A 24,190-nucleotide genomic window follows, 5' to 3' on the forward strand; every position below is an offset into this window, starting at 1 on the left:
CCATGAGCACCGACGCCATCGATCTGCAACGCCCCCTGTCCGAACTCGCCGCCGCGCTCGACGCCGGGCGCACCACCAGCCGCGCGCTGACCGAGCAGGCGCTCGCGCGCATCGCCGATCCGGCGGGTCAGGGCACGATCGTGTTCACGCAAGTCGACGCGCAAGCCGCGCGCACCGCCGCCGACGGCCTCGACGCCCTGCGCCGGGCGGGCGCGCGCCTGTCGCCGCTCATGGGGGTGCCCGTGTCGGTGAAGGATTTGTTCGACGTGGCGGGGCAGGTCACGCGCGCAGGCTCCAAAGCCCTGTCGGACGCCGCCCCGGCCAAGCAAGATGCCCTTGCCGTGGCACGCCTGCGTCAGGCCGGCGCTGTCATCATCGGCCGTACCAACATGACCGAATTCGCCTTTTCCGGCCTCGGCCTGAACCCGCATTACGGCACGCCGCGCTCGCCGTGGCAGCGCAAGGCCGGCCACATCGCCGGGGGATCCTCGTCGGGCGCGGCGGCGTCGGTGGCCGATGGCATGGCGGCGGTCGGACTCGGCACCGATACGGGCGGCTCGATCCGTATTCCGTCGGCCTTCTGCGGCCTGACCGGCTTCAAGCCGACTGCGGCGCGCACGCCGCGCGACGGCGCCCTGCCGCTGTCGACGTCGCTGGACTCGGTCGGCCCCATCGGCCGCTCGGTCGACTGCTGCGCCTGGGTCGATGCGATCCTCTCGGGCCATACCGTCGACGAGTCGCGGCCCGCACCGCGCGACGTGCGCGGCATGCGCTTCGGCGTCTTGACGAACTTCGTGCTGGACGGCGCCGAACCCGCAGCCATCGCCATCTACGAACGCGCCCTCGCCGCGCTCGCCAAGGCGGGGGCGACGCTACTGGACTTCCAATTCACGCCGTTCGACCAATTGCCCGCCATCAACCGCTTCGGCTTTTCGCCAATCGAGGCTTATGCGTGGCACCGCAAGCTACTGGCCGAGCGTGCGCAGGACTACGATCCGCGCGTGCTGGTGCGCATCCGCAAGGGAGAACCGGCCAGCGCCGCCGACTACATCGACCTGCTGAACGCCCGCGCCACGCTCATCGCTGCGGCAACCCCCGTCTGGCAAGGTTTCGATGCGGTGCTGTGCCCGACCGTGCCACTCACGCCACCGGCCATCGCGCCGCTCGAGGCGAGCGACGACACCTTCACGGCCACCAACGCCCTGGCGCTGCGCAACCCCACGGCCATCAACATGATCGACGGCTGCGCGTTCTCGCTACCGTGCCAGGCCCTGGGCGAAGCGCCCATCGGCCTGATGGTCAGCGGTGCGGCGGGCGACGATGCACGCCTGTTCCCGGTCGGACGTGCCATCGAGCACGCCCTGCGCGCCGCAGGCCTGGGCCGGTGAGGCCGGCCGCGCGGGCGGCCGCATTGCCCGCGCGGCACCGCAACACGGGGCCGTGACCGTCGGCGCAACGCGCGCAAACGTCTGATTTTCGGGCAAATAGTTCCGTAATTTTTCGACTCACGTACGCCTCGGGCTGGGGTTACAATGCCTGCCCAAGTGCCTGCCACCCGGCGTCATGCGGGATTGTGCGGGATTCGTGATGGCCCACCGCCCGAAGTGAAATGAACGCTCAAATCGACCCGGCCCTGCGCCGCGAACGTCTGCGGTATCTCCTGCTCACCGTCGTCTGCCTCGCCCTGTTGGGCGGCGCGTTGTACTTCCAGTACGTGCGTCACGAGGACCCGTGCCCGCTCTGCATTCTGACGCGTTACGCGCTCGTGCTGATCGCGATCTTCGGCCTGGCGGGCGCGGTCTCGCGTGGCTGGGCGGGCATTCAGTTCGCCCGCGTGCTTGCCGCCCTGTCGGCCGTCGGCGGCATGGCCGCATCGGGATATCTGATCTACGTGCAGGCCAACCCCCTGGTGAGTTGCGGGTACGACGTGGTCGAGGCATTCGTCGACGCATTGCCGACGTCGCGCCTGCTCCCACAAGTCTTCCAGGTCCAGGGAATGTGCCAGACGATGTACCCGCCGATCCTCGGTCTCACGCTGCCGATGTGGTCGCTCGCCGCGTTTGTCGTGATTTTCCTGTCGCTGGCGTTGCATCGTCCGCGCCGCGCGATCTCGCTGCGCTGAGCGTCGCGGGTCTCGCCGTCCGTCTGCCTCCGGGCGGCGGCCACACCTCGCCGTCCCCCTTTCCGCCATTCCGCGGTCGTTCAGCCGTCCGCCCTGCCCTCAGGGCCGCGCCGGCACAGGCGCCTGCGTCCCGCCGCCGTTCGCGGCATCGAGTTCCGTCGCCACTTCCGCCACCCGCCGGCGCAGCCACGTCACCTCCGGTGCGGCGTGCGTACGCTCGTGCCATAGCTGATAGAAGCGCATCGGCGGGAAGGCAAAGGGCGACGGCAACACGCGAATCGGCAGGTACCTGGCATAGTGCTGCGCGAACTGTCGCCCCGTCGTGAACACCAGGTCGGTTCGCATGAGCACGTAGGGCACGAGTCCGAAGTACGGCATCGTCATCTGGATATTGCGACGCAGGCCCTGCTCGGCCAGACAGCCGTCGATAAAGCTCTGTCGCTCGGCCACGTATGGCGTCGGCGCCAGATGCGGCAATTCCAGATAATGCTTAAGCGAAATGCCCTTGTTCGCGAGCGGATGCTGCGCGCCCAGCATGCAAACCACCTCGTCGTCGAACAGCCGGGACATGTGCAGTTGCGGCGGCGGTTCCAGCCAGTTGCCGATCACCACATCAAGCGAACCGTTCTCCAGCGCCCCCGCATAGTCGAAGGCCGAGTTGATCGGCTGCACGTGCAGCCGCGCCGACGGAGCGTCGCGACGCAACACTTCGGCGATATTGGGCAGGAAGACGGCGTCCAGGTAATCGGGGGCGCCGAGGCGGAACGCCCGCGTGGTGGTCTGCGGCGCGAATTCCGTGGCAGGATGGGTGATGCGCTCGATCGCCGCGAGCGCGTCGGTCGCGTAGCCCAGCAGTTCCCGGCCGCGCTCGGTCGCCACCATGCCGCTCTTGCCGCGCACCAGGATGGCGTCGCCGGTGATCTCGCGCAGGCGGCGCAGCGAGTTGCTGATGGCCGGCTGCGACTGGCCCAGCTTGAGGGCGGCGCGCGAGACACTCTGCTCGGTGAGCAGCGTGTGCAGTACCCGCAGCAGGTAGGCGTCGATCTGTTCGCGGGGTCTTTGCATGGGCGGGCGCGCTCTGCGAGGCTGGGGGTCGAGCCATAGTTTATGACAATGCCACGTCATCGGGGCGACCGAATAGGCATCATCATGGCCGCGAAATATTTACCCCCGCCGCCGATGCTATCTTCAGCCCATTCCCACGCCGGCCATGTCCCGGCGCGCCCGCAATCCCACTGCACTACACTGAGAACCATGGAGACACAAGCCATCCGCTTCTATTACCGCGGCAAGGTGCACGAGGTCACTGGCGAAGCCACGACCCGTACCGTGCTTCAGTACACGCGCGAAGCCCTGCACTGCACCGGCACCAAGGAAGGGTGCGCCGAGGGCGATTGCGGCGCCTGCACCGTCGTGATCGGCGAACTGGCCGACGATGGCAGCGTAGCGCTGCGGGCGGTCAACGCCTGCATCCAGTTCCTGCCCACGCTCGACGGCCGAGCGCTCTTCACCGTCGAGGACCTGCGCGCGCCCGACGGCGCGCTGCATCCGGTGCAACAGGCGCTCGTGGACTGTCACGCCTCGCAATGCGGCTTCTGCACGCCGGGCTTCGTGATGTCGCTGTGGGCCATGTACGTGAACCGCCCGGAAGGGACCGGCTGCCCGACCCGCCGCGAGATCGACGACGTGCTCTCCGGCAATCTGTGCCGCTGCACCGGCTATCGTCCGATCATCGACGCCGCCCAGCAGATGTTCGATCTACCGCACCAGGCATTCGACCGCGCGGCACTGGCGAAGCAGCTTCAGGCGTTGCGGCGCGACGACACCCTGTCGTACGAACACAATGGCCAGGTCTTCCACGCCCCGCGCACGCTGGCCGAACTCGGCCGCCTGCGCGCCGCGCACCCGGACGCTCGCATTCTGGCCGGCAGTACCGACGTTGGCCTGTGGGTCACCAAGCAATTCCGCGAGTTGAAGCATCTGCTTTATATCGGACAGGTGGCGGAACTGCGCGAGATTTCCGAGGATCCGAACGGTCTCTACATCGGTGCAGGCGCCCTGCTCAACGATGCGTTCGATGCGCTCGTCAACCACTACCCGGATCTGGCCGAGCTGCGTCAGCGCTTCGCCTCGTTCCCGATCCGCAACGCCGGAACGCTGGGCGGCAATGTCGCGAACGGTTCGCCCATCGGCGACTCGATGCCCGCGTTGATCGTGCTCGGCACGCGCATCGTGCTGCATCGCGACGGGATCATGCGCGAGATGCCGCTCGAAGACTTCTACGTCGCCTATCAGAAGAACGCGCTCGACGCGGGCGAATTCGTGCAGGGCATCCGCGTGCCGCTGCCGAGGGCGGCGCAGCGCTTTCGCACCTACAAGCTGGCCAAACGGTTCGATCAGGACATCTCGGCGGTGTGCGCCGCCTTCGCGATCGAACTCGACGGCGAGACCGTGCGCTCGGCGCGGGTGGCCTTCGGCGGCATGGCGGCCACGCCCAAGCGCGGCAGCGCCGTCGAAGCGGCCCTGATCGGCCAGCCCTGGCGCGACGCCACCGTGCGCGCGGCGATGGCGGCCTTGCCGGCCGACTACCAGCCGCTCTCCGACATGCGTGCGACGAGCGCTTACCGGCTCGCCGGCGCCCAGAATCTGCTGTATCGTTTTTTCCTCGAGACGCGCCTCGATGCGCCGCTTGCGGCACACGAAGTCAACGCGTTCGCCAACGTCTAACCGGAGTTGCCCATGAACACGCAAGTCGAAGGCTTCATGACGCAGACCGGTGCCGCGGCAGGCGCCAGCGCACAGGTGGGCCGCTCGCGGCCCCACGAGTCGGCCGCACTCCACGTGGCCGGCGAGGCCACCTACACTGACGACATTCCCGAACTGCAAGGCACGCTGCACTGCGCGCTCGGGGCATCGCCCAGGGCGCACGCGCGCGTCCTCTCGCTCGATCTCGACGCCGTGCGTCGTGCGCCAGGCGTGGTCGCGGTGCTCACCGCCGCCGACATCCCCGGCGTGAACGATTGCGGTCCGGTCATTCACGACGACCCGATTCTCGCGGATGGTCTCGTCCAGTACATCGGTCAGCCGATGTTCGCCGTGGTGGCCGAGTCGCATGACGCGGCCCGCCGCGCCGCGCGTCTGGCCAAGGGCGAATACGAAGACCTGCCCGCCATCCTCACACCGCAAGCCGCCAAGGCCGCGGGGGCCAGCGTGCTGCCGCCCTACCAACTGCGCCGGGGCGATGCCGACGCCGCACTGCAAGCCGCGCCGCACCGCCTGAGCGGCACGTTCGAATGCAACGGGCAGGAGCAGTTCTATCTCGAAGGACAGATTTCGTACGCGATTCCGAAGGAAAACGACGGCATTCACGTCTATTGTTCGACGCAGCACCCGACCGAGATGCAAGCCCTCGTCTCGCACGCGCTGGGCTGGCACAGCCACCAGGTGCAGGTCGAATGCCGACGCATGGGCGGCGGCTTCGGCGGCAAGGAATCACAATCGGGGCTGTTTGCCTGTGTCGCCGCGTTGTGCGCCACGCGTCTGAAACGCCCCGTCAAGCTGCGTCTGGATCGTGACGATGATTTCATGATGACCGGCAAGCGCCACGGCTTTTATTTCGACTACGACGTCGGCTTCGACGACGACGGCCGCATCACGGGCGCGAAGGTCGACATGACGCTGCGCGCCGGCTTCTCGGCCGACCTGTCCGGACCAGTGGCCACGCGCGCCATCTGCCACTTCGACAACGCGTACTTCGTGCCCGACGCCGACCTTCGCGCGCTGTGCGGCAAGACGAACACGCAATCGAACACGGCGTTTCGCGGCTTTGGCGGCCCGCAAGGCGCGCTCATCATGGAAGTCGTGCAGGACGCCATCGCACGGCGCCTGGGCAAAGACGCGCTCGACGTGCGCCGCGTGAACTTCTACGGCAAGACCGAGCGCAACGTCACGCCATACGGGCAGGTCGTCAAGGACAACGTCATTCACGAACTCGTCGCGCAACTCGAACGAACGAGCGAATATCGTGCGCGACGCGATGCCGTGCTCGAGTTCAACCGCACGAGTCCGGTGCTGCGCAAGGGACTCGCGCTCACGCCGCTCAAATTCGGCATTTCGTTCAACGTGCAGGCGTTCAATCAGGCAGGCGCGCTGGTGCACATCTATCGTGACGGCTCGATGCTGGTCAATCACGGCGGCACCGAGATGGGCCAGGGCCTGAACACGAAGGTCGCGCAGGTGGTGGCGCACGAACTGGGCGTCGATCTCTCGCACGTGCGAGTGACGGCGACCGACACCAGCAAGGTGGCGAACACGTCGGCCACGGCTGCCTCGACGGGCGCCGACCTGAACGGCAAGGCCGCGCAGAACGCCGCGTGGCAGATTCGCCAGCGCCTGGCTGCGTTTGCCGCGCAGAAGTACGGCGGCTCGCCCGACGACGTGCAGTTTGCCAACGATGTGGTGAGCGCGAACGGCCACGACATCCCGTTCCCCGATCTGGTGGAAGCAGCCTACTGGGCGCGCGTGCAACTGTGGTCTGACGGCTTCTATGCCACGCCGGGCCTGTCGTGGGACGCCGCAACCATGAACGGCAACCCATTCTTCTACTTCGCCTACGGCGCGGCCGTCTCCGAAGTGGTGCTCGACACCCTCACGGGCGAGTGGCGCCTGCTGCGCGCCGACGTGCTTCACGACGCCGGCAAGTCGATCAACCCGGCGCTCGACATCGGGCAGGTCGAAGGGGCGTTCATTCAGGGCATGGGCTGGCTGACGACCGAAGAATTGTGGTGGAACCCGGCGGGCAAGCTCATGACGCATGCGCCGTCCACGTACAAGATCCCCGGCATCAGCGATTGCCCGACGGACTTCCGCGTGGCGCTGTTCGAGAACACGAACGTCTCGGATGCCATCCACCGCTCCAAGGCCGTCGGCGAGCCGCCGCTGCTGCTGCCGTTCTCGGTGTTCAACGCCTTGCGCGACGCCGTGGCGAGCGTGAACGACTATCGCGACGAGCCGGTGCTCAATGCCCCGGCAACGTCCGAAGCGCTGCTCATGGCGATCACCGAGCTGCGCGCGCGGAGTGCCGCCTGATGCATCGCTGGGTCGACGCCGCCCACAAGCTGCTGGTCCGCGGCGAGGCCGCGGTACTGGTGACGATCGCGCGCGTGGAAGGCTCCGCGCCGCGCGAGGCGGGCACGCATCTGCTCGTGACACGCGAGCACGTCTGGGAAACCATCGGCGGCGGCCATCTCGAATGGCGGGCGATGGACGTCGCGCGCCAGTTGCTGCGCCAGTATGGACATCAAGGCGCGCGGCACGTCGAGCGTTTCGCGCTCGGCCCGAGTCTCGGGCAATGCTGCGGCGGCGCCGTCACCCTCGCCTTCGAGGTGCTCACGCTCGCCGACCTGGCGTGGGTGAGCGCCCTGCACAAGCGGCTCGCAGCCGGCGAGGCGAGCCTGCGCAGCGTGGCGTTCGGGGCACCCGGGGCCGATGCGGCGGCCAGCCAGCAGCAAGGCGGCCCTGTCCTGCTGACGGCGCTCGATCCGAACGAGCCGCTCGCGCATCCGCATACGCTCACCTGCGACGCCGACGACGCCGCCTGCTCGTTCTGGCAAGGCAGCGACGGCTGGCTCTGGTTGAGCGAGCGGCTCGCGCCAAGCGATTTTCATATCGTGCTGTTCGGCGCAGGCCACGTCGGACAAGCCATCGTGCAGGTGCTGGCCACGCTGCCGTGCCGCGTTACCTGGGCCGACGAGCGGACCGAAACCTTCCCGGAGACGGTGCCGCCGAACACGGCCGTCGAGTCGACCGACACCCCGGAAGCCGTGGTTACCGACGCGCCGCCGGGCACGTATTTTCTTGTCATGACGCACAACCATGCGCTGGATCAGCGCCTGTGCGAGGCCATTTTCAAGCGCGATGACTACGCCTACTTCGGCCTGATCGGTTCGATGACCAAACGCCGTCAGTTCGAGCATCGCCTGCGCGATCGCGGCGTGCCGCCGGAGCGCTTCGCGCAGATGATCTGCCCCATCGGCGTGGCCGGCATCACCGGCAAGGCGCCGGCGACGATCGCGATTGCCGTCGCCGCGCAGCTCTTGCGCGTGCGCGAGCAACAGATGCGTCAAAGCGGCCCCGCGGCGTCGCAGGCCACCGGCGCCCCCGCTTGACGCTCGCCTGTCATCCGGGACGCCGGGCGCACCGCCGTCGCGGGCGACGGTAAAATTCCGTCCATTCCCCTCAACAAGGCCTATTCATGCCACTCACGCCAGAACTCGCCAAGACCCTTTGCGCCATGCCCAAGGCGGAGCTGCACGTGCATATCGAGGGCACGCTGGAACCCGAACTGATCTTCCGGCTCGCCGAACGCAACCACGTCACGTTGCCCTACCCGAGTGTAGAGGCCCTGCGCGACGCCTACGCCTTCACCGATCTGCAGTCGTTCCTGGACATCTACTACGCGGGCGCGAGCGTCCTGCTCACCGAAGACGATTTCTACGACATGACGCGCGCCTATCTTGCGCGCGCGGCCGCCGACAACATCCGCCACACGGAACTCTTTTTCGATCCGCAGACGCACACGGCGCGCGGCGTTTCGATCGCCACGGTCATCAACGGCATCGAACGCGCGCTGGCCGAAGCCGAGACACAGTACGGCATCACGAGCCGATTGATCCTCTGCTTCCTGCGTCATCTGCCCGAAGCGGACGCCCTGCAAACGCTGGAGACGGCGCTGCCGTATTTCAGCAGCCACGGGCACCGGCTCGTCGGCGTGGGCCTCGATTCGTCCGAGCAGGGCCACCCGCCCGCCAAGTTCGCACGGGTGTTCGCGCGGTGCCGCGCGCTGGGATTGCACCTCGTGGCACATGCCGGGGAAGAAGGGCCGCCCGCTTACATTTACGAGGCGCTGGACGTGCTGCACGTCGAGCGCGTGGACCACGGCGTTCGCGCGATTGAGGACGAGGCGCTGCTCGAGCGTCTGGCGCGGGAGAAGATCGCGTTGACGGTGTGCCCGCTGTCGAACGTCCGTCTCAAGGTGTTCGACCACATGGGGCAGCACACGCTGCATGCATTGCTCAAGCGCGGACTGGCCATCACGATCAACTCGGATGACCCGGCGTACTTCGGCGGCTACCTGAACGAGAACTTCCTCGCCACGTTCGACGCGCTGGACATGACGATCGACGACGCTTACACGTTGGCAAGGAACAGCTTCGAAGCCTCGTTCATCGACGACAGCGAAAAACGGCGGCGGGTCGACGAACTCACGCGCTTTCGCGCCGCGCAGGCGGGGTAGGCGCCCGCGGGACCCCGTCGACACGCACGACGCCCGAAGGCCAGTTCAGCCCTTCGGGCGTTTTTCATTCCCGCACGTCGCGCACCGCGCCCCCGACGCATCGCCACATCACCTCGCGATGATGTGGAACATGCCGCATGGGGAATATTTTCGTCGAGGCCCGATGCTATTTTTCGAGCGTGCCCAGATAGGCGTCACGTGGTGCCCCCACACCCGCGGCGTTGCGCGCACGACACCTTAGAACATCGGAGACAACACCCCATGGACTCATCACTCAGCCCTCCTGCGGGCCGTGCCGCGCCCGAAGCGGCCCACGACAGCACGCGCGTGGCGGGCGCGCAACCTGTCTCGACCCTCGACCGATATTTCGGCATCACTGCGCTCGGATCGACGTTCCGCACGGAAGTGATCGCGGGTATCACGACATTCCTCGCGGCGATGTACATCATCGTCGTCAACCCGGCCATTCTGTCGAAGACAGGCATGGCGTTCCCGGCGGCACTGACCGCCACGGTGCTCATCAGCTTCTTCGGCAGTTGTGCGATGGGGCTCTACGCCCGCAATCCGGTGCTGGTCGCGCCGGGCATGGGGCTGAACGCGCTGTTCGCGTTCACCATGGTGCATGGCGTCGGCATGCCCTGGCAGACGGCGCTCGGCTGCGTGTTCTGGTCGGGCATCCTCTTCGCGCTGCTCGCCGCGCTCAATGTACGACGCTTCGTCGTCGAGGCGATCCCGGCGAACCTGCGCTACGCGATCTCGTGCGGTATCGGCCTGTTCATCACCGTGATCGGCCTCGTCAACGCCAGGCTCGTGGTGGGCGACCCGGTCACGGTCGTGCGCCTGGCCCACCTGTCGCCGCCGACCGTCACGTTCCTCATCGGGCTGGCGCTCACGACCGTGCTCGTCGCGCGCCGCGTGAACGGTGCGTTGATGATCGGCATCATCGCGACCACGCTCATGGCCATTCCGGTCGGGCGTCTGTGGGGCGACGGGAGCGCGTATTTCCCCAAGGAAATCGCCACGGCCACGCTGGTGAACTTCCACGGCTTCTTCGCCGCGCCCGACTTCTCGGGCATCGGCCAGCTCGACCTGCTGGGCGCGCTCAAGGTCGCGTACCTGCCGTTCATCTTCGTGATGCTCTTCACCGCGTTCTTTGATACGCTCTCGACCTTCATGAGCATTGCCGAGGCCGGCAACATGAAGGATCGCGACGGCAATCCGCGCAATATGCGCCAGGCCATGATCGTCGATTCGTTCTCGGTGCTGATCTCCGGCCCGCTCGGCACGAGCCCGGCGAACGCCTACATCGAATCGGCTGCCGGCATCGCACAAGGCGGGCGCACCGGGCTGACCGCCGTCGTATGCGCCCTGCTGTTTCTGCCGTTCCTGTTCGTGTCCCCGATGCTCTCGCTGGTGCCCGCCATCGCGACGGCGCCGGCGCTGATCCTGGTCGGGGTGTTTATGATGGAGTCCGTGGCGCGCATCGAATGGCACCGCATGGACGAGGCGATTCCGAGCTTCATCGCAGTCGTGATGATTCCGATTTCGTACTCGATCACCGACGGTATTGCCTATAGCTTCCTCGCGTTCGTCGTGCTCAAGCTGTTCACGGGGCGCGTCAAGGAGATCAAGCCGGCGATGTGGATCGTCGCCGCGCTGGCAGTGCTGCTGCTCACGCAAATGTAACGAGGCAAGGACCCTGTACATGTCCACGACACACCAAGCCCTGCGCGCCGTGCGCGCGCAACTGGTCTACTTCACGCACGATCCCGCGCGCGCCTATCTCGATGGCTCGCCCGGCACCGTGCACCATACCGACGGCCTCGTCGCCTTTGAAAGCGGCCGCATCACCGCCGTTGGCGACTACGCCAAGGTGGCCCCTACGCTGCCCGACGACACGCCCATCGAAGACCTGCGCGACAAGGTCGTCACGCCCGGCTTCATCGACACGCACATCCACTACCCGCAGACGGACATGATCGCGTCGCCCGCGCCGGGGCTGCTGCCCTGGCTCGAGAAGTACACGTTCCCGACCGAGCGCCGGTTCGAGAATCCGGCGTACGCGGCCGACGTCGCCCAGTTCTTCCTCGACGAACTGCTGCGCGTTGGCACCACGAGCGCGCTGGTGTACTGCACGGTGCACCCCGGCTCGGCCGACGCCTTCTTCAAGGCGAGCGATGCGCGCAATCTGCGCATGATCGCCGGCAAGGTGATGATGGATCGCAACTGCCCGGCGTTCCTGCGCGACACGGCCGAGAGCGGCGCGCGCGACAGCGAGGCGCTGATTCAGCGCTGGCATCACCACGGGCGTCAGCTCTACGCGCTCACGCCACGCTTCGCGCCGACGTCGACGGAAGCCCAGTTGGGCGTTTGCGGCGAACTCGCCGCACAGTACCAGGACGTATTCATCCAGAGCCACGTGGCCGAAAACACGGACGAAGTCGAATGGGTGCGCTCGCTGTTTCCGGGGCACCGTAGCTACCTCGACGTGTACGACCACTACAAGCTGCTGCGCAAGCGCGCCGTGTACGGGCATTGCATCTGGCTCGATGAGCATGACCGCCGCCGCATGTTCGAGACGGGCGCCGTCGCCGCGCATTGCCCGACGTCGAACCAGTTCCTCGGCAGCGGCCTGTTCGACTTTGCCGCGGCGGAAGCGAGCCGTATGCCGGTCACGCTCGCGACCGACGTCGGTGGCGGCTCGACCTTCTCGATGCTGCAAACGATGAACGAGGCACACAAGGTGGCACGCTTGTCGGGCTATCACCTCTCGGCCGAACGTATGTTCTATCTGGCCACCGAAGGCGCCGCGCACGCACTGGACCTGCACGGCACCATCGGCACGCTGGCCGTGGGCGCGGAGGCCGATTTCGTGGTGCTCGACCCGAAGGCCACGCCGCTGCTCGCGCGCCGCACGGCACTGGCCGAGTCGCTCGAAGAACTGCTGTTCGCGTTCGCCATGCTCGGCGACGATCGCGCCATCGCCACGACCTACGCCGCCGGCCAGCCGGTGCATCGCCGCAAAACGCATTGACGCATTGACGCACTGACGCGCCGGACATCCGCGCGGACGTTCGGGACGCTTCGCGATATCACGCAGCGTCACGTCTTACGCGAGAGAACGCGCGCCGTCGCCTTGGCACGACGCGCATTCCCTCGCGGTCACCGGCTGCGCGCAAGGGGCATGCGGCCGGGGATCTCCTTGGGCAGCCGATCGGCTGCCCTTTTTTCCTTGGCCATCGCGCCCCCGGCGTACGCGCAGCACGCGACGAATGCTATAATCCGCTCCGATTCATTGGGGAGTAGCCGCCCTGTCGGGGACAGTTGTCTCGACAGGGGCGTACGTCAACAGACTTGGCCGGTTCCGGCTATGGCGTGCGCAGCCCTCGGGCCTGGCGAGACCGATGACGATGCTTCCGCCATCCGGGCCGGGACGCATGGTCATTGGCTCGCATATTCACGGCCCGGCGGAGATACATAACAAGATGTCCCCTTTCCTCGTCTCGACCGGCGTGGTCGCGCTCGCCGAAATCGGCGATAAAACCCAACTGCTGTCCCTCGTGCTCGCTGCGCGCTTCAAGAAGCCCGTGCCGATCATTCTCGGCATTCTCGTCGCCACGCTCGCCAATCATGGCTTTGCCGGTGCCGTCGGCGAATGGCTCTCCACGGCGATCAGTCCCACCGTCATGAAGTGGGCCGTCGTCGCGTCGTTCCTCGGCATGGCAATCTGGATTCTCATCCCCGACAAGCTCGATGAAGACGAGACGACCACGCGTCGCAAGTTCGGCGTGTTCGTGACGACCGTCTTCACGTTCTTCATTGCCGAGATGGGCGACAAGACGCAGATCGCCACGGTGATGCTCGCCGCACGCTACCAGGACTTCTTTGGCGTGGTCGCAGGCACCACCCTTGGCATGATGCTCGCCAACGTGCCCGCCGTGCTCGTGGGCCACAAATTCGCCGGCCGCCTGCCGACCCGGGCCGTCCACGCCGTCGCCGCCGTGATCTTCGCGGTGCTCGGCATCATCACGTTGATGCAGTAAACGGCAAACGCCGAGGCGAGGCGCGCGTCTCGATGACGCATCGTCTCGCCTCGGCGTGAGACGGTCGCTTGCCGGCAGCCCGCCGGGCGTGTGCCTGACGCCCGCCGGATACCTACCTACTGCCCGACCTTCTGCTCAACATTGACCGTGCGCCCGCTCGGGAACGGCAACTGCCGCAGGGCAGCGTCGATCAGGTACGGCATGGCGGACGCGAGCGACGTGCCCGCGTCGCTGGTATTGGCCTGCACTCGGTAGACCTCCCTGCCACTCGCCCGGTCAGTGAAGCGCAACTGCAAACCGGCCAGCCCATAGGGATAATTGCGCTCGACGTACGCTGGCGGCGCGCCGAACGGATAGCCGTACCCGCCCCACGGACGCCCCCACGGCCCCCACGGGCCGGGCGCAAACATCGGCTCGTAGACTGGCTCGGTCACGCGCATCATCTGCTGGGTGATGCCGTAACGCATCCCGATCAGATAATGTGCACTCGACGGACTCTGCTCGCTGAATCCGTCTCCGGCCAGACGTGTGCGCAGCCACTGCTCGTAAGTGGCGTGCTCCTGATTGTTCTGCTGTTCGGGCGTGCGCGTGAGCGCGTAAGTCCGCGGACCGTCGAAGCCCGGTGAACCGCCAAACGCGGTCACCTGGCTCGTGACCGTGCTGGCACACCCTGCCAGCAAGACGCTGACGACGGCCAACGTCGCCAAGGCCCATCGTTTTCCCATGATCGACTGCTCCAGTGAAAGGCCGGGCGCACCGCTGCGCGCCGCTCGCGCCGATTTAAGCATAGGACGGCGCAGTGCGCACATCCGATACCTTTGACGGCAACGCGGAAGCAAAATTCAGCAAATCGCACGGATGAACGCGAACGCGCCGCCAGTCCGTTACAATTTACCCATCCTTGGCCGTCCGCAAAACACCGTCCATGCTCAGAACCGACCTCGCAGGTGTCATCCAACGCTCCGACTATACGCCCCCGGCGTATCTGATCGACACCGTTCAACTCGACTTCGACCTCGCCCCCGACGTCACCACCGTGACCAGCCGACTGCGCGTGCGCCGCAACCCGGCCGGTCCCGGTGGCGCGCTCGAACTGGTGGGCCAAGGCCTGCAACTGGTGAGTCTCGAACTCGACGGCAAGCCTTGGGACGGCTACCGCACTGGCGAGGAAACGCTCACGGTCGACGCGCCGCCCGAGGCGTTCGACCTCACGCTCGTCACGCGCTGCCGCCCACAGGAAAACACGTCGCTCATGGGGCTGTATGTCTCGGGCGGCAACTTCTTCACGCAATGCGAGGCCGAGGGCTTTCGCAAGATCACGTACTTCCTCGACCGTCCGGACGTGATGGCGACGTACACGGTGACGCTGCGCGCCGATCGCGACGCGTATCCGGTGTTGCTGGCCAACGGCAACCTGATCGACCAGGGCCATCTGCCCGACGGCCGTCACTTCGCCGTCTGGGACGACCCATTCAAGAAGCCGAGCTACCTGTTCGCGCTGGTCGCTGGCCGGCTGGTATGCCGTGAGGAGCGCCTGGTTGCCGGTGACGGCCGCGAGAAGCTGCTTCAGGTCTGGGTACAGCCGCAAGATCTGGAGAAGACCGAACATGCGATGCACTCGCTGGTCAACTCGATCCGTTGGGACGAGCAGCGCTTCGGCCGCGTGCTCGATCTCGACCGCTTCATGATCGTCGCCGTGAGCGACTTCAACATGGGCGCGATGGAAAACAAGGGCCTGAACATCTTCAATACGAAGTATGTCCTGGCCGATGCCGCCACCGCGACCGACGACGACTTCGGCAACATCGAAGCCGTGGTGGGCCACGAGTACTTCCATAACTGGACCGGCAATCGCGTGACCTGCCGCGACTGGTTCCAGTTGAGCCTGAAGGAAGGCCTGACCGTGTTCCGCGACCAGGAATTCTCGGCCGACATGATGGGCTCCGAGTCGGGCCGTGCCGTCAAGCGTATCGACGACGTACGCGTGCTGCGTCAAGCCCAGTTCCCGGAAGATGCCGGTCCGATGGCGCACCCGGTGCGTCCGGAGAGCTACGTCGAGATCAACAACTTCTACACGGTCACCGTCTACGAAAAGGGCGCCGAAGTCGTGCGCATGTATCAGACGCTGCTCGGGCGCGACGGCTTCCGCCGGGGCATGGACCTGTACTTCGAGCGTCACGACGGCCAGGCGGTGACGTGCGACGAGTTCCGCGCCGCGATGGCCGATGCCAATCAGCGCGATCTCACGCAGTTCGGCCGCTGGTACAGCCAGGCGGGCACCCCGCGCGTGACGGTCGAGGCCGCCTACGACGAGGCCGCGCACACCTATACGCTCACGCTCACCCAGCGCTGCCCGAAGGTCGGCGTAGAGCTGCAGGACAGCAAGCTCGTCAAGCAGCCGCTCCATATCCCGTTCGCCGTCGGCCTGCTCGATCGCGACGGACGCGACATGGCCGTGCGCCTGACCGGCCATGCCAACGACGCCCCGGCGCTCACCACGCATGTGCTCGACTTCACGCAGGAACGGCAAAGCTTCACGTTCGTCGACGTGCCGCATTACCCAATGCCGTCGCTGCTGCGCGGGTTCTCGGCGCCGGTGATCGTCGAGCACGAATACACCATCGACGAACTCGCGTTCCTGATGGCGCACGACAGCGATCCGTTCAACCGCTGGGAAGCGGGACAGCGTCTGGCCACGCGTCAGTTGCTGGCGCTCGTCGAATCGATTCAGATGGGCCAGTTGCCGAGCGTCGACAGCTATGTGCTCGAAGCCTTCCGCCAGGTGCTGCGCGACGAAACGCTCGACCCGGCCTTCCGCGCACAAGCGCTCACGCTACCGGCCGAATCGTACCTCGGTGAGCAGATGACGGAAATCGACCCGGCAGCCATTCACGCCGCGCGTCAGTATCTGCGTCAGCGCCTGGCCGCGTCGCTGCATACCGAGTGGCTCGCGGCGTATCACAACCATCGCGTGCCGGGCGCGTACCGCCCCGACGCCGCCTCGGCAGGCGAGCGCGCACTGAAGAACCTCGCGCTGTCGTACCTGATGGAACCCTCGGATGCCAGTGTGGAGCGCACCGCCCGCACCCAATACGATTCGGCCGACAACATGACGGACCGTTTCGCCGCGCTCACCGCGCTCGTACAACGTGGCGGCGCCGCGCGCGAGAGCGATGCGGCGCATGGGTCGAACCATGCCGCCGAGGCGCTGGCAGATTTCTATCAGCGCTTCGAGCACGAGCCGCTCGCCGTCGACAAGTGGTTCGCGCTGCAAGCCATCCAACGCGGCGACGGCGGCCATTGCGTGATCGACGCCGTGCGTGCACTCATGGGACATCCGGCCTTCACGCTCAAGAATCCCAACCGCGCGCGTTCACTGATTTTCAGCTTCTGCAGCGGCAATCCGGCGCAGTTCCACGCGGCTGATGGCTCCGGTTATCGATTCTGGGCCGAGCAGGTGCTCGCACTCGACGCGCTGAACCCGCAGGTGGCCGCGCGACTGGCCCGCGTGCTCGACCGCTGGCGCAAGTACACGCCGACCCTGCGCGACCATATGCGCCAGGCGTTGCAGCAGGTCTCCCAGCACACCGCGTTGTCGAAGGATGTGCGCGAGATCGTCGATAAATCGCTCGCCTGAACCGCCCCGCCCCGCAAGCACGACACGCCGCCGATGCGCCCCCGCATCGGCGGCGTTTTGCCTTCGGCGCCATGCGTGGGCATACGCAGACATACGCAGGCGAGGGACGCGGCGTGTCAGGCCGCCAGCGCTTGTTGTTGCCCCGCCGATAGACGCGCCCGCACGGCCTTCGCGGCCGCGACCATATTCATCAACGCACCGTCGACCTGCGACCAGTCACGGGTCTTCAAACCACAATCGGGGTTGATCCACAGACGCTCTGCCGGAATGCGCTCAAGCGCCGCCTCGATCAGACGCTCCATTTCCGCCTGCGACGGCACACGCGGCGAGTGAATGTCGTACACACCCGGGCCGATCTCGTTCGGATACGCGAAGGCTTCGAAGGCACTGAGCAGCGCCATGTCCGAGCGCGTGGTCTCGATGGAGATCACATCAGCGTCGAGCGCGGCAACCGACGGCAAAATGTCTTGGAACGCCGAATAGCACATATGGGTGTGGATCTGCGTGTCGTCGGCCACGCCCGATGAACACACGCGAAACGCGCGCACCGCCCACGCGAGATACGACGGCCAATCGCTCTCGCGCAGCGGCAGCCCCTCGCGCAGTGCAGGTTCGTCGATCTGAATCACCCGCACGCCCGCCTTTTCCAGCGCCGCCACTTCCTCGCGCAGCGCCAGCGCAATCTGCAGCGCCGTGAGTTCGCGCGGCTGGTCGTCGCGCACAAACGACCATTGCAGCATTGTCACCGGCCCGGTCAACATGCCCTTGACCGGCTTGTCGGTCAGTTGCTGCGCGTAAGCGCTCCACGTGACGGTCATCGGTTCGGGCAGATACACGTCGCCATAGATCACCGGTGGCTTCACACAGCGAGAGCCGTAGCTCTGCACCCAGCCATGCTCGGTAATCACGAAACCCCAGAGCAGGTCGCCGAAGTACTCGACCATGTCGTTGCGTTCGGCCTCGCCATGCACGAGCACGTCGAGGCCGTAGGCTTCCTGCTTCTCGACGGCCTGGCGAATCTGCGCGCGCATCGTCTCCAGGTAATCCAGATGCGACAGGGCGCGTCGTTTGAAATCGGCCCGCGCCTGGCGAATTGCCGCCGTCTGCGGGAACGATCCGATGGTCGTCGTCGGCAATACGGGCAGCTTGAGCCATGCGCGTTGCGCGCGGGCACGCGCAGGATAGTCGGACGCACGGCGCGCGTCCGCGTCCGTGAGCGCCGCCAGCCGCTTTTGCACCACGCTGTTGTGGATGCGCGGCGACGTCCGGCGCGCGGCGTGCGCGGTAGCATCCGCGACGAAGGCGGCCCGTACGTCGGCGCTCGCGAACTCCGCGGCGTCCAGCGAGCGACACAGCAGTGCGACTTCGCCCAGCTTCTGCACGGCAAACGCGAGCCACGTGCGCACTTCCTTGTCCAGACGTGCCTCGCTCGCCAGATCGACCGGGCAGTGCATCAGCGAGGCACTCGACGCGACCCACAGCCGGTCCCCAAGCCTCTCGGCCAGCGGCGCGAGCAGCGCCCTCGCCTTTGCCAGATCGCAACGCCAGACGTTACGGCTATCGACCACGCCTGCGGACAGCACCTTGTCCTGCGGCCACTGCGCGGCGAACATGTCGAGTTGCGCCGGTGCACGCACGCCGTCAAGATGCACCCCGGCCACGGGCAATGCCGTCAGCAGGGCCGCGTGTTCGCTGACATCGCCGAAATACGTGGCGAGCAGCAACGACGGGGCGACGGGGGCGAGACGTCGGTACACCAGCGCGAAGGCGTCGCGCCACGGCCCGGGCAGGTCGAGCACGAGAATCGGCTCGTCGATCTGCACCCACGTCACGCCTTGCGCCTTCAGACGCGCCAGCACCCGCTCATATTGCGCGAGCAGCGCGGGCAGCAACGAGAGACGGTCCGCCAGGCCGCCTTTCTCCTTGCCCAGATACAGCAGCGAGAGCGGCCCGAGCAGCACCGGCTTGACGTTCCCGCCCTCGGCCAGCGCTTCCGCCACGTCGTCGAAGAGCCACTCGGTGCCTTCACCGAAGCGCGTCTGCGGCGAATATTCCGGCACGAGATAGTGGTAATTCGTATCGAACCACTTCGTCATTTCCATCGCGCTCTGGCCAGCATCGCCCCGCGCGGCGGCGAAGCAGTCGGCAAGGGTCGGCGCGCACGCCGCTGTGCCGAAGCGCGCCGGCAGCCCACCGACGAGCGCCAGCGTCGAGAGGACGTGGTCGTACCAATGGAAGTCGCCGACGGTGATCCAGTCAAGCCCCGCCTCGCGCTGCGCGCGACGGTTGGCCGCGCGAATCCGCCGCCCGGTCTCCTGCAACGCCGCGGCGCTCATCTCGCCGCGCCAGAACGCCTCGACGGCAAATTTGAGTTCACGTTGTGCGCCGATGCGCGGCAATCCGAGTACGTGGGCTTGAGCCATGGGGGGTGTCCTTCCGGGAGCGTGCGATGTTGCGAAGTCGTCTGCGGGCAATGCCCGCCCAGGCTGGCAGTATCCCGGTCACTCATGTATTATTCAAACGAAAGTTTTTGCCATTTATCATTAATTTTATTCATGCAACGAACGCCCATCGAACTTCGTCATCTGCAGACGCTGCTCGCGCTGCGCGATACCGGCAGCGTTTCGCGTGCCGCGCTGTGGCTGCACCTGACGCAGTCCGCGCTCTCGCATCAGATCAAGGCACTGGAGGATTTTTACGGCTTGGCGCTGTTCGTGCGCAAGTCGTCGCCGCTGGTGTTCACCCCCGCAGGCAAGCGCCTGCTAGCCTTGGCGGAGGAAGTCGTGCCGGCGGTCGATGAAGCGGGCCGCGACCTCACGCGGCTGGCGCAAGGCACGCAGGGCACGCTACGCATCGCGGTCGAATGTCACACGTGTTTCGATTGGCTGATGCCCGCGATGGATGCCTTTCGGCAACGCTGGCCGGAAGTCGAACTCGACATCGTGTCGGGCTTTCACGCCGACCCCATCGGGCTGTTGCATCAGGACCGCGCCGATCTGGCGATCATTTCCGAACGTGAGGAAGGCGAGGCGGTCGACTTCCACCCGCTGTTCCGCTTCCAGATGATGGCGCTCATGGCGAACGATCATCCGCTCGCCGGCAAGCCGTACCTCGACGCCATGGACTTCCGTGACGAAACGCTCATCACCTATCCCGTGCCCGACGACATGCTCGATATCGTGCGTCAGGTGCTGCGTCCCGCAGGGATCGAACCGACGCGCCGGACCACCGAGTTGACGGTGGCGATTCTGCAACTGGTCGCCAGCCGGCGCGGGCTGGCTGCCCTGCCGCTGTGGGCCGTCACGGGGTATCTCGAGCGACGCTATGTGAGCGCGCGCCCGATCACGCCGCAGGGGCTCACTGCCGAACTCTGGGCGGCGACATTGCCAACGATTACCGCGCGTCCCTATATCGGCGAATTCGTCTCGCTCATGCGCGAGACGAGCCTGCTCACGCTACCGGAAATCGAATTGCTCTGACGCGGCGTCGTGCAGTCGATGGCCATGCCCGGTGTCAGGCCGGGCGACGCACGACCAGACGGCACACTCGCTTACCGGAACTGGCGCTGGTGACGTCTTCCTCGTGCAGGGCAACGCCGTCGTGAAGGGCAGCGCGCACCACGTCGGGCGAGAAGGCGCTATAGAGCCGTCCGTCTTCATGGCGAAGATCGTCACCCTCGGTGACACGCCATGACACGTAAAGCACGCCCCCCGGACGCACGAGCCTCCAGAGCCGGGCGGCCGCCTGCGGCACTTCATTCGCGGGCAGATGCATCAGCACCGTCTCGCAGACCACGTTATCGAACTGCGCCGTCACGCCTTCCAGTCCCGGGAGGTGCCCGATGTGAAACGTCACCCACGGAAACGATTGACGCGCCAGTTCGATGAGTGCGGGCGAACTGTCGTAGCCAACCACGTCGAACCCTTGCTGCGCGAGCCAGGCGGCATCGCGTCCGTTGCCGCAGCCCACATCGATCGTGCGTCCGCCGGCAACGAAATGGCGCATCAGCAGCGCGTACATGTCGTCCGGCGGCGGCTGGTTGCGCCAGTCCTCGTTGTAACGAACGGCGTTGGCCTCGTAGGCCGCTTCTGTTTGCAAATCCGTCATGATCGGCGTCTCCGGAAGCATGCGGGAAATGACCGCGTCGGCGCGCGGCACTATGCTTTACTGCGAAATCTTCTCCAGCGCGATGTCGCGCGTGCGCGGACCCATCAGACCGATGGCGAGCATGACGATCAGCATCGCGCACGAGATGAATGCGAACACGCCGGTCACCCCGAAATGGCGCAGCGCGGCGGCGATCAGGAACGCTGTGAAGATCGCCGAGAAGCGGCTCCACGAATAGACAAAACCGACAGCGCGCGCCCGGATCCCCGTGGGGAACAGTTCGGTCTGATACGCGTGATAGCTGTACGACATGATGTTGTTCGCGAGCGTCAGGCCGATACCCATCGCCACGAGCAGGAACGACGACGTCACCTGCGAGAACGCGATGCCGCACACGATGCCGATGCCGGCCGTCCACACGATGGCATGCTTGCGCTCGACCTTGTCGGCCATCCACAGCCCGATCAGCGGGCCGACGGGCGCCGCCAGCGCGATCACGCTGGAATACGCCAGGCTCGTCGTCACGGTAATCCCCTGCTTGATGAGCAGTGTCGGCACCCAGTTGGCGAAGCCATAGAAGCCGACCGTCTGGAAGATGTTGAACAGAATCATCATGATGGCGCGCTTGCGATACGGCGGCGCCCACATGTCGCGAAAGGCGCCCTTCGGCACGACCCGCTCCGGCTCACCCGGCGGCGGCAGTGGCTTGCCGTACTCGCGGGCGACCTTCGCCTCCAGTTCGGACAGGACGCGGTCGGCCTCGTCGAGACGTCCCTTCTGGGCCAGCCAGCGCGGGCTTTCCGGCAGCGCGCGGCGAATCCACCAGACGAACAACGCGCCATGGGCGCCGATGAGCACCACCCAGCGCCAGCCTTCCAGACCAAGGAACTCGCGCGGCACGAGCCAGTAGGCGAGCAGCGCAACGACCGGTACCGCGCTGAAACCAACCGCCTGTTCGCACGCGAATGCGCGGCCGCGAATCTGCTTGGGCACGAGTTCTGCGATATAGGTACCGATCGTCACCAGTTCCACACCGATGCCGAGACCTACCACGAAGCGCCAGAAATTGAGGCCCGTGGCCGTGTCCTGAAACGCCATCACGACGTTTGCCGCCGTGTACCAGAGCAGCGAGCCGGTGAACACGGCGCGACGGCCGAACCGGTCGGCGAGAAAGCCGCAGGCGATGGTGCCGATGAACAGCCCGGTGAACAGCGCGGCGATGAAGCTCGCCACGCCCGTCATGCCGAACAGGCCCTGTGTCGTGGGTGTCAGGATGCCGCTCTTCACCAGCCCCGGCGCCACGTAGCCGGTGTAGAGCAGGTCGTAGAGTTCGAAGAAGAAGCCGAGACTGAGCAGCACCACCAGTCTCCAGACGGTGCGTGTCGGCGGCAGACGGTCGAGACGGGCGGAAATATCGCCGGCGCTCAGGCGAGTTGCCGCCGCAGAAGCTTGGGCGGCCCGAGGCATGGAAGGCATCGAAGCGTCAGGGGATAGCATGGAAATCGTCTCCGGGCCCGTTCGGTCATGGCCGAACAGATCATTGTCCGAGGCATCCGGGTCGACCGTCAGGCCATCGCCCGCAGTGGCCGGTGCATCGGATAAACCATGAATCGACAGGCAAGCGGGCGAAATTGTGCCACGAACGACGCCGCGCCTGTCACCTTTGCCACGTACTACGAAAAATTTCGATCTTCATTAACCCGGCGCACGATGGCCGGACCGTTGGACAGGAACCGAAAGCCGCCGTCGAAGCGAAGGAAGTCTTCGCTGCCGCCATGTGTTCCGGAAGACAGCATAGCGGCGAGCCTTGCGCCCTGCCGTGCCGTCTCGGCAAGCCCGGCGTGACCGTTCGCGAAGTGAGACACGCGCGGCGGGGATCACAGGATCGGCGCGTCGATGTGGGCCGCTCGTGGGCCCGCTGGTGACGCGCTCATGCGCGCCTGCTCATGCGCCGCTGATGCGCCGCTGACGGGCCTTCAAGCGTCGTGAATTACCGATATCGCCCCCGGCCCCGCCTGCCCTTGCGCGAGGAAATTCACCACGGCGGATGCCGTTGCGCTCAACTGCTCGCGCGAGGGGAACACGAGCCAGAGCTGGCGATGCGCCCATTCGTCGGTCAGTGGGCGCACGACCACATCGAGCTTGCCCACGTACAGTTGACCGACCTGCTCGGGCGCGATGGCAATGCCAAGGCCGGCATGCGCCATACGGCACAACGCGTCGAGACTGGAGACGCGAATCTTGATCCGCAGCGCCGTGCCCGCCGCACTCGCCTGCTGGCGCAGCAACTGCGTGAGCGCGCTATTGCCCTGAAGGCCGACCAGCGTCTCGCCCGCGCAAGCCGAGAACGGAATCTCGCCCGTACGCGCGGCCAGCGGATGTCCGACCGGCAGAATCACGGCGAGCCGGTCGCGGCGGTACGGGACCATCGTGAAAGCCTCGATGCCTTCGACGGCGTTGCAGATGCCCACGTCCACGGCCCGCTCCGCCACGCGCTGGAGCACTTCGTTGCTGTGCTGCTCGTCGAGTTCGACGTCCACGGCGGAAAACACGCGGCCGAACGCAGCGAGATCTTCCGGCAGGAACTGCACGATGGCGGACAGGTTCGCCGCCATGCGCACGCTGCCGCGCGCCCCTTCGTGGAACTGGGACAACTCCGCCCCCAGCGATTCGATGGTGCCGAGAATGTGTTCGGCATAGCGGCGCACCGTCTCGCCGACCGGCGTGACGGTAACACCGCGTTGATGACGCGCAATGAGCGGAAGGCCGACGATCGCCTCGATGTCGGCGATGCGACGACTGATCGCCGACGGCGCAATGAACTCGCGCTCGGCGGCGCGCGCCATGCTCCGCTCCTGGCACACGGCCACGAAAAGGCGCAACGAGGTGAGGTCTAGCTTGCGGAGAAGGTTTTCCATACCCTGACGGCGATACGCCGAAAATGCCGGAAACGCCCGGCTGGCGAGGCCCCACGCGGGGCACGTCTT

General features: G+C 66.3%; 17 protein-coding genes and 1 riboswitch. Of the genes, 11 read left to right on the top strand and 6 right to left on the bottom strand.

The genetic code is table 11. The annotated features are described in order from the left end of the window. The first annotated feature begins 2 nt into the window (after positions 1–2). Both PTE31013_RS20330 and PTE31013_RS20335 read left to right on the top strand, forming a co-directional pair. Complete coding sequence (locus PTE31013_RS20330; protein WP_150614448.1) at positions 3–1,388, top strand: amidase; 1,386 nt, start codon at positions 3–5, stop codon at positions 1,386–1,388. Between the two features lie 221 nt (positions 1,389–1,609). Beyond that, entirely contained in the window at positions 1,610–2,122 is a 513-nt protein-coding gene (locus PTE31013_RS20335; RefSeq protein ID WP_150614449.1) for a disulfide bond formation protein B, read from the top strand. 99 nt (positions 2,123–2,221) lie between these two features. On the opposite strand, the gene PTE31013_RS20340 is transcribed toward PTE31013_RS20335, so the two are convergent. Next, positions 2,222–3,187, bottom strand: a complete 966-nt coding sequence (locus tag PTE31013_RS20340) for a LysR substrate-binding domain-containing protein (protein WP_150614450.1) — start codon at positions 3,185–3,187, stop codon at positions 2,222–2,224. A gap of 189 nt (positions 3,188–3,376) precedes the next feature. Between PTE31013_RS20340 and xdhA the strand changes: the two genes are divergently transcribed. From xdhA to PTE31013_RS20375, 7 genes are all read left to right on the top strand, one after another. Further along, positions 3,377–4,849, top strand: a complete 1,473-nt coding sequence (gene xdhA, locus PTE31013_RS20345; RefSeq protein ID WP_150614451.1) for a xanthine dehydrogenase small subunit — start codon at positions 3,377–3,379, stop codon at positions 4,847–4,849. Positions 4,850–4,861: 12 nt separating this feature from the next. Then, on the top strand, positions 4,862–7,210 hold the full coding sequence (gene xdhB / locus PTE31013_RS20350; protein ID WP_150614452.1) for a xanthine dehydrogenase molybdopterin binding subunit: 2,349 nt from the start codon (positions 4,862–4,864) through the stop codon (positions 7,208–7,210). Beyond that, entirely contained in the window at positions 7,210–8,289 is a 1,080-nt protein-coding gene (gene xdhC, locus PTE31013_RS20355) for a xanthine dehydrogenase accessory protein XdhC (RefSeq protein WP_150614453.1), read from the top strand. The genes xdhB and xdhC overlap by 1 nt, the downstream gene beginning before the upstream one ends. Before the next feature lie 86 nt (positions 8,290–8,375). After that, positions 8,376–9,416 (top strand): adenosine deaminase, encoded by a 1,041-nt coding sequence (locus tag PTE31013_RS20360; RefSeq protein WP_150614454.1) that lies wholly within the window; start codon positions 8,376–8,378, stop codon positions 9,414–9,416. 261 nt (positions 9,417–9,677) lie between these two features. Continuing rightward, a complete protein-coding gene (locus tag PTE31013_RS20365) occupies positions 9,678–11,102 on the top strand; it encodes an NCS2 family permease (protein WP_246174761.1) in 1,425 nt (474 codons plus the stop codon). 19 nt (positions 11,103–11,121) lie between these two features. After that, positions 11,122–12,450 (top strand): guanine deaminase, encoded by a 1,329-nt coding sequence (gene guaD / locus PTE31013_RS20370; RefSeq protein WP_150614455.1) that lies wholly within the window; start codon positions 11,122–11,124, stop codon positions 12,448–12,450. Between the two features lie 251 nt (positions 12,451–12,701). Continuing rightward, positions 12,702–12,885: riboswitch (yybP-ykoY riboswitch) on the top strand. 16 nt (positions 12,886–12,901) lie between these two features. Next, the gene (locus PTE31013_RS20375; RefSeq protein ID WP_150614515.1) at positions 12,902–13,459 is read left to right on the top strand and encodes a TMEM165/GDT1 family protein; all 558 of its coding nucleotides are present in this window, start codon (positions 12,902–12,904) and stop codon (positions 13,457–13,459) included. 116 nt (positions 13,460–13,575) lie between these two features. Here the strand turns inward: PTE31013_RS20375 and PTE31013_RS20380 are convergent, their stop codons facing one another. Next, positions 13,576–14,184 (bottom strand): DUF4136 domain-containing protein, encoded by a 609-nt coding sequence (locus PTE31013_RS20380; RefSeq protein ID WP_174978650.1) that lies wholly within the window; start codon positions 14,182–14,184, stop codon positions 13,576–13,578. A 200-nt stretch (positions 14,185–14,384) separates the two neighbouring features. On the opposite strand from PTE31013_RS20380, the gene pepN reads away from it, so the two are divergent. Then, a complete protein-coding gene (gene pepN / locus PTE31013_RS20385) occupies positions 14,385–17,096 on the top strand; it encodes an aminopeptidase N (protein ID WP_150614457.1) in 2,712 nt (903 codons plus the stop codon). A 116-nt stretch (positions 17,097–17,212) separates the two neighbouring features. Here pepN and metE read toward each other — a convergent pair whose 3' ends face one another. Further along, entirely contained in the window at positions 17,213–19,519 is a 2,307-nt protein-coding gene (gene metE / locus PTE31013_RS20390) for a 5-methyltetrahydropteroyltriglutamate--homocysteine S-methyltransferase (RefSeq protein ID WP_150614458.1), read from the bottom strand. A 132-nt stretch (positions 19,520–19,651) separates the two neighbouring features. Here metE and PTE31013_RS20395 point away from each other — a divergent pair, with 132 nt between their 5' ends. Continuing rightward, positions 19,652–20,575, top strand: coding sequence for a LysR family transcriptional regulator (locus PTE31013_RS20395; RefSeq protein ID WP_150614459.1), 924 nt, complete (start codon positions 19,652–19,654; stop codon positions 20,573–20,575). 34 nt (positions 20,576–20,609) lie between these two features. Here the strand turns inward: PTE31013_RS20395 and PTE31013_RS20400 are convergent, their stop codons facing one another. From PTE31013_RS20400 to PTE31013_RS20410, 3 genes are all read right to left on the bottom strand, one after another. Beyond that, positions 20,610–21,203 carry a class I SAM-dependent methyltransferase gene (locus PTE31013_RS20400; protein WP_150614460.1) on the bottom strand — a complete coding sequence of 198 codons (594 nt, stop codon included), beginning with the start codon at positions 21,201–21,203 and terminating at the stop codon, positions 20,610–20,612. Between the two features lie 57 nt (positions 21,204–21,260). Next, positions 21,261–22,679, bottom strand: a complete 1,419-nt coding sequence (locus PTE31013_RS20405; RefSeq protein WP_150614516.1) for an MFS transporter — start codon at positions 22,677–22,679, stop codon at positions 21,261–21,263. A 500-nt stretch (positions 22,680–23,179) separates the two neighbouring features. Next, a complete protein-coding gene (locus PTE31013_RS20410; RefSeq protein WP_150614461.1) occupies positions 23,180–24,121 on the bottom strand; it encodes a LysR substrate-binding domain-containing protein in 942 nt (313 codons plus the stop codon). Between the last annotated feature and the right edge of the window lie 69 nt (positions 24,122–24,190).

It is taken from the genome of Pandoraea terrigena (assembly GCF_902459705.1).
Lineage (GTDB): Bacteria > Pseudomonadota > Gammaproteobacteria > Burkholderiales > Burkholderiaceae > Pandoraea > Pandoraea terrigena.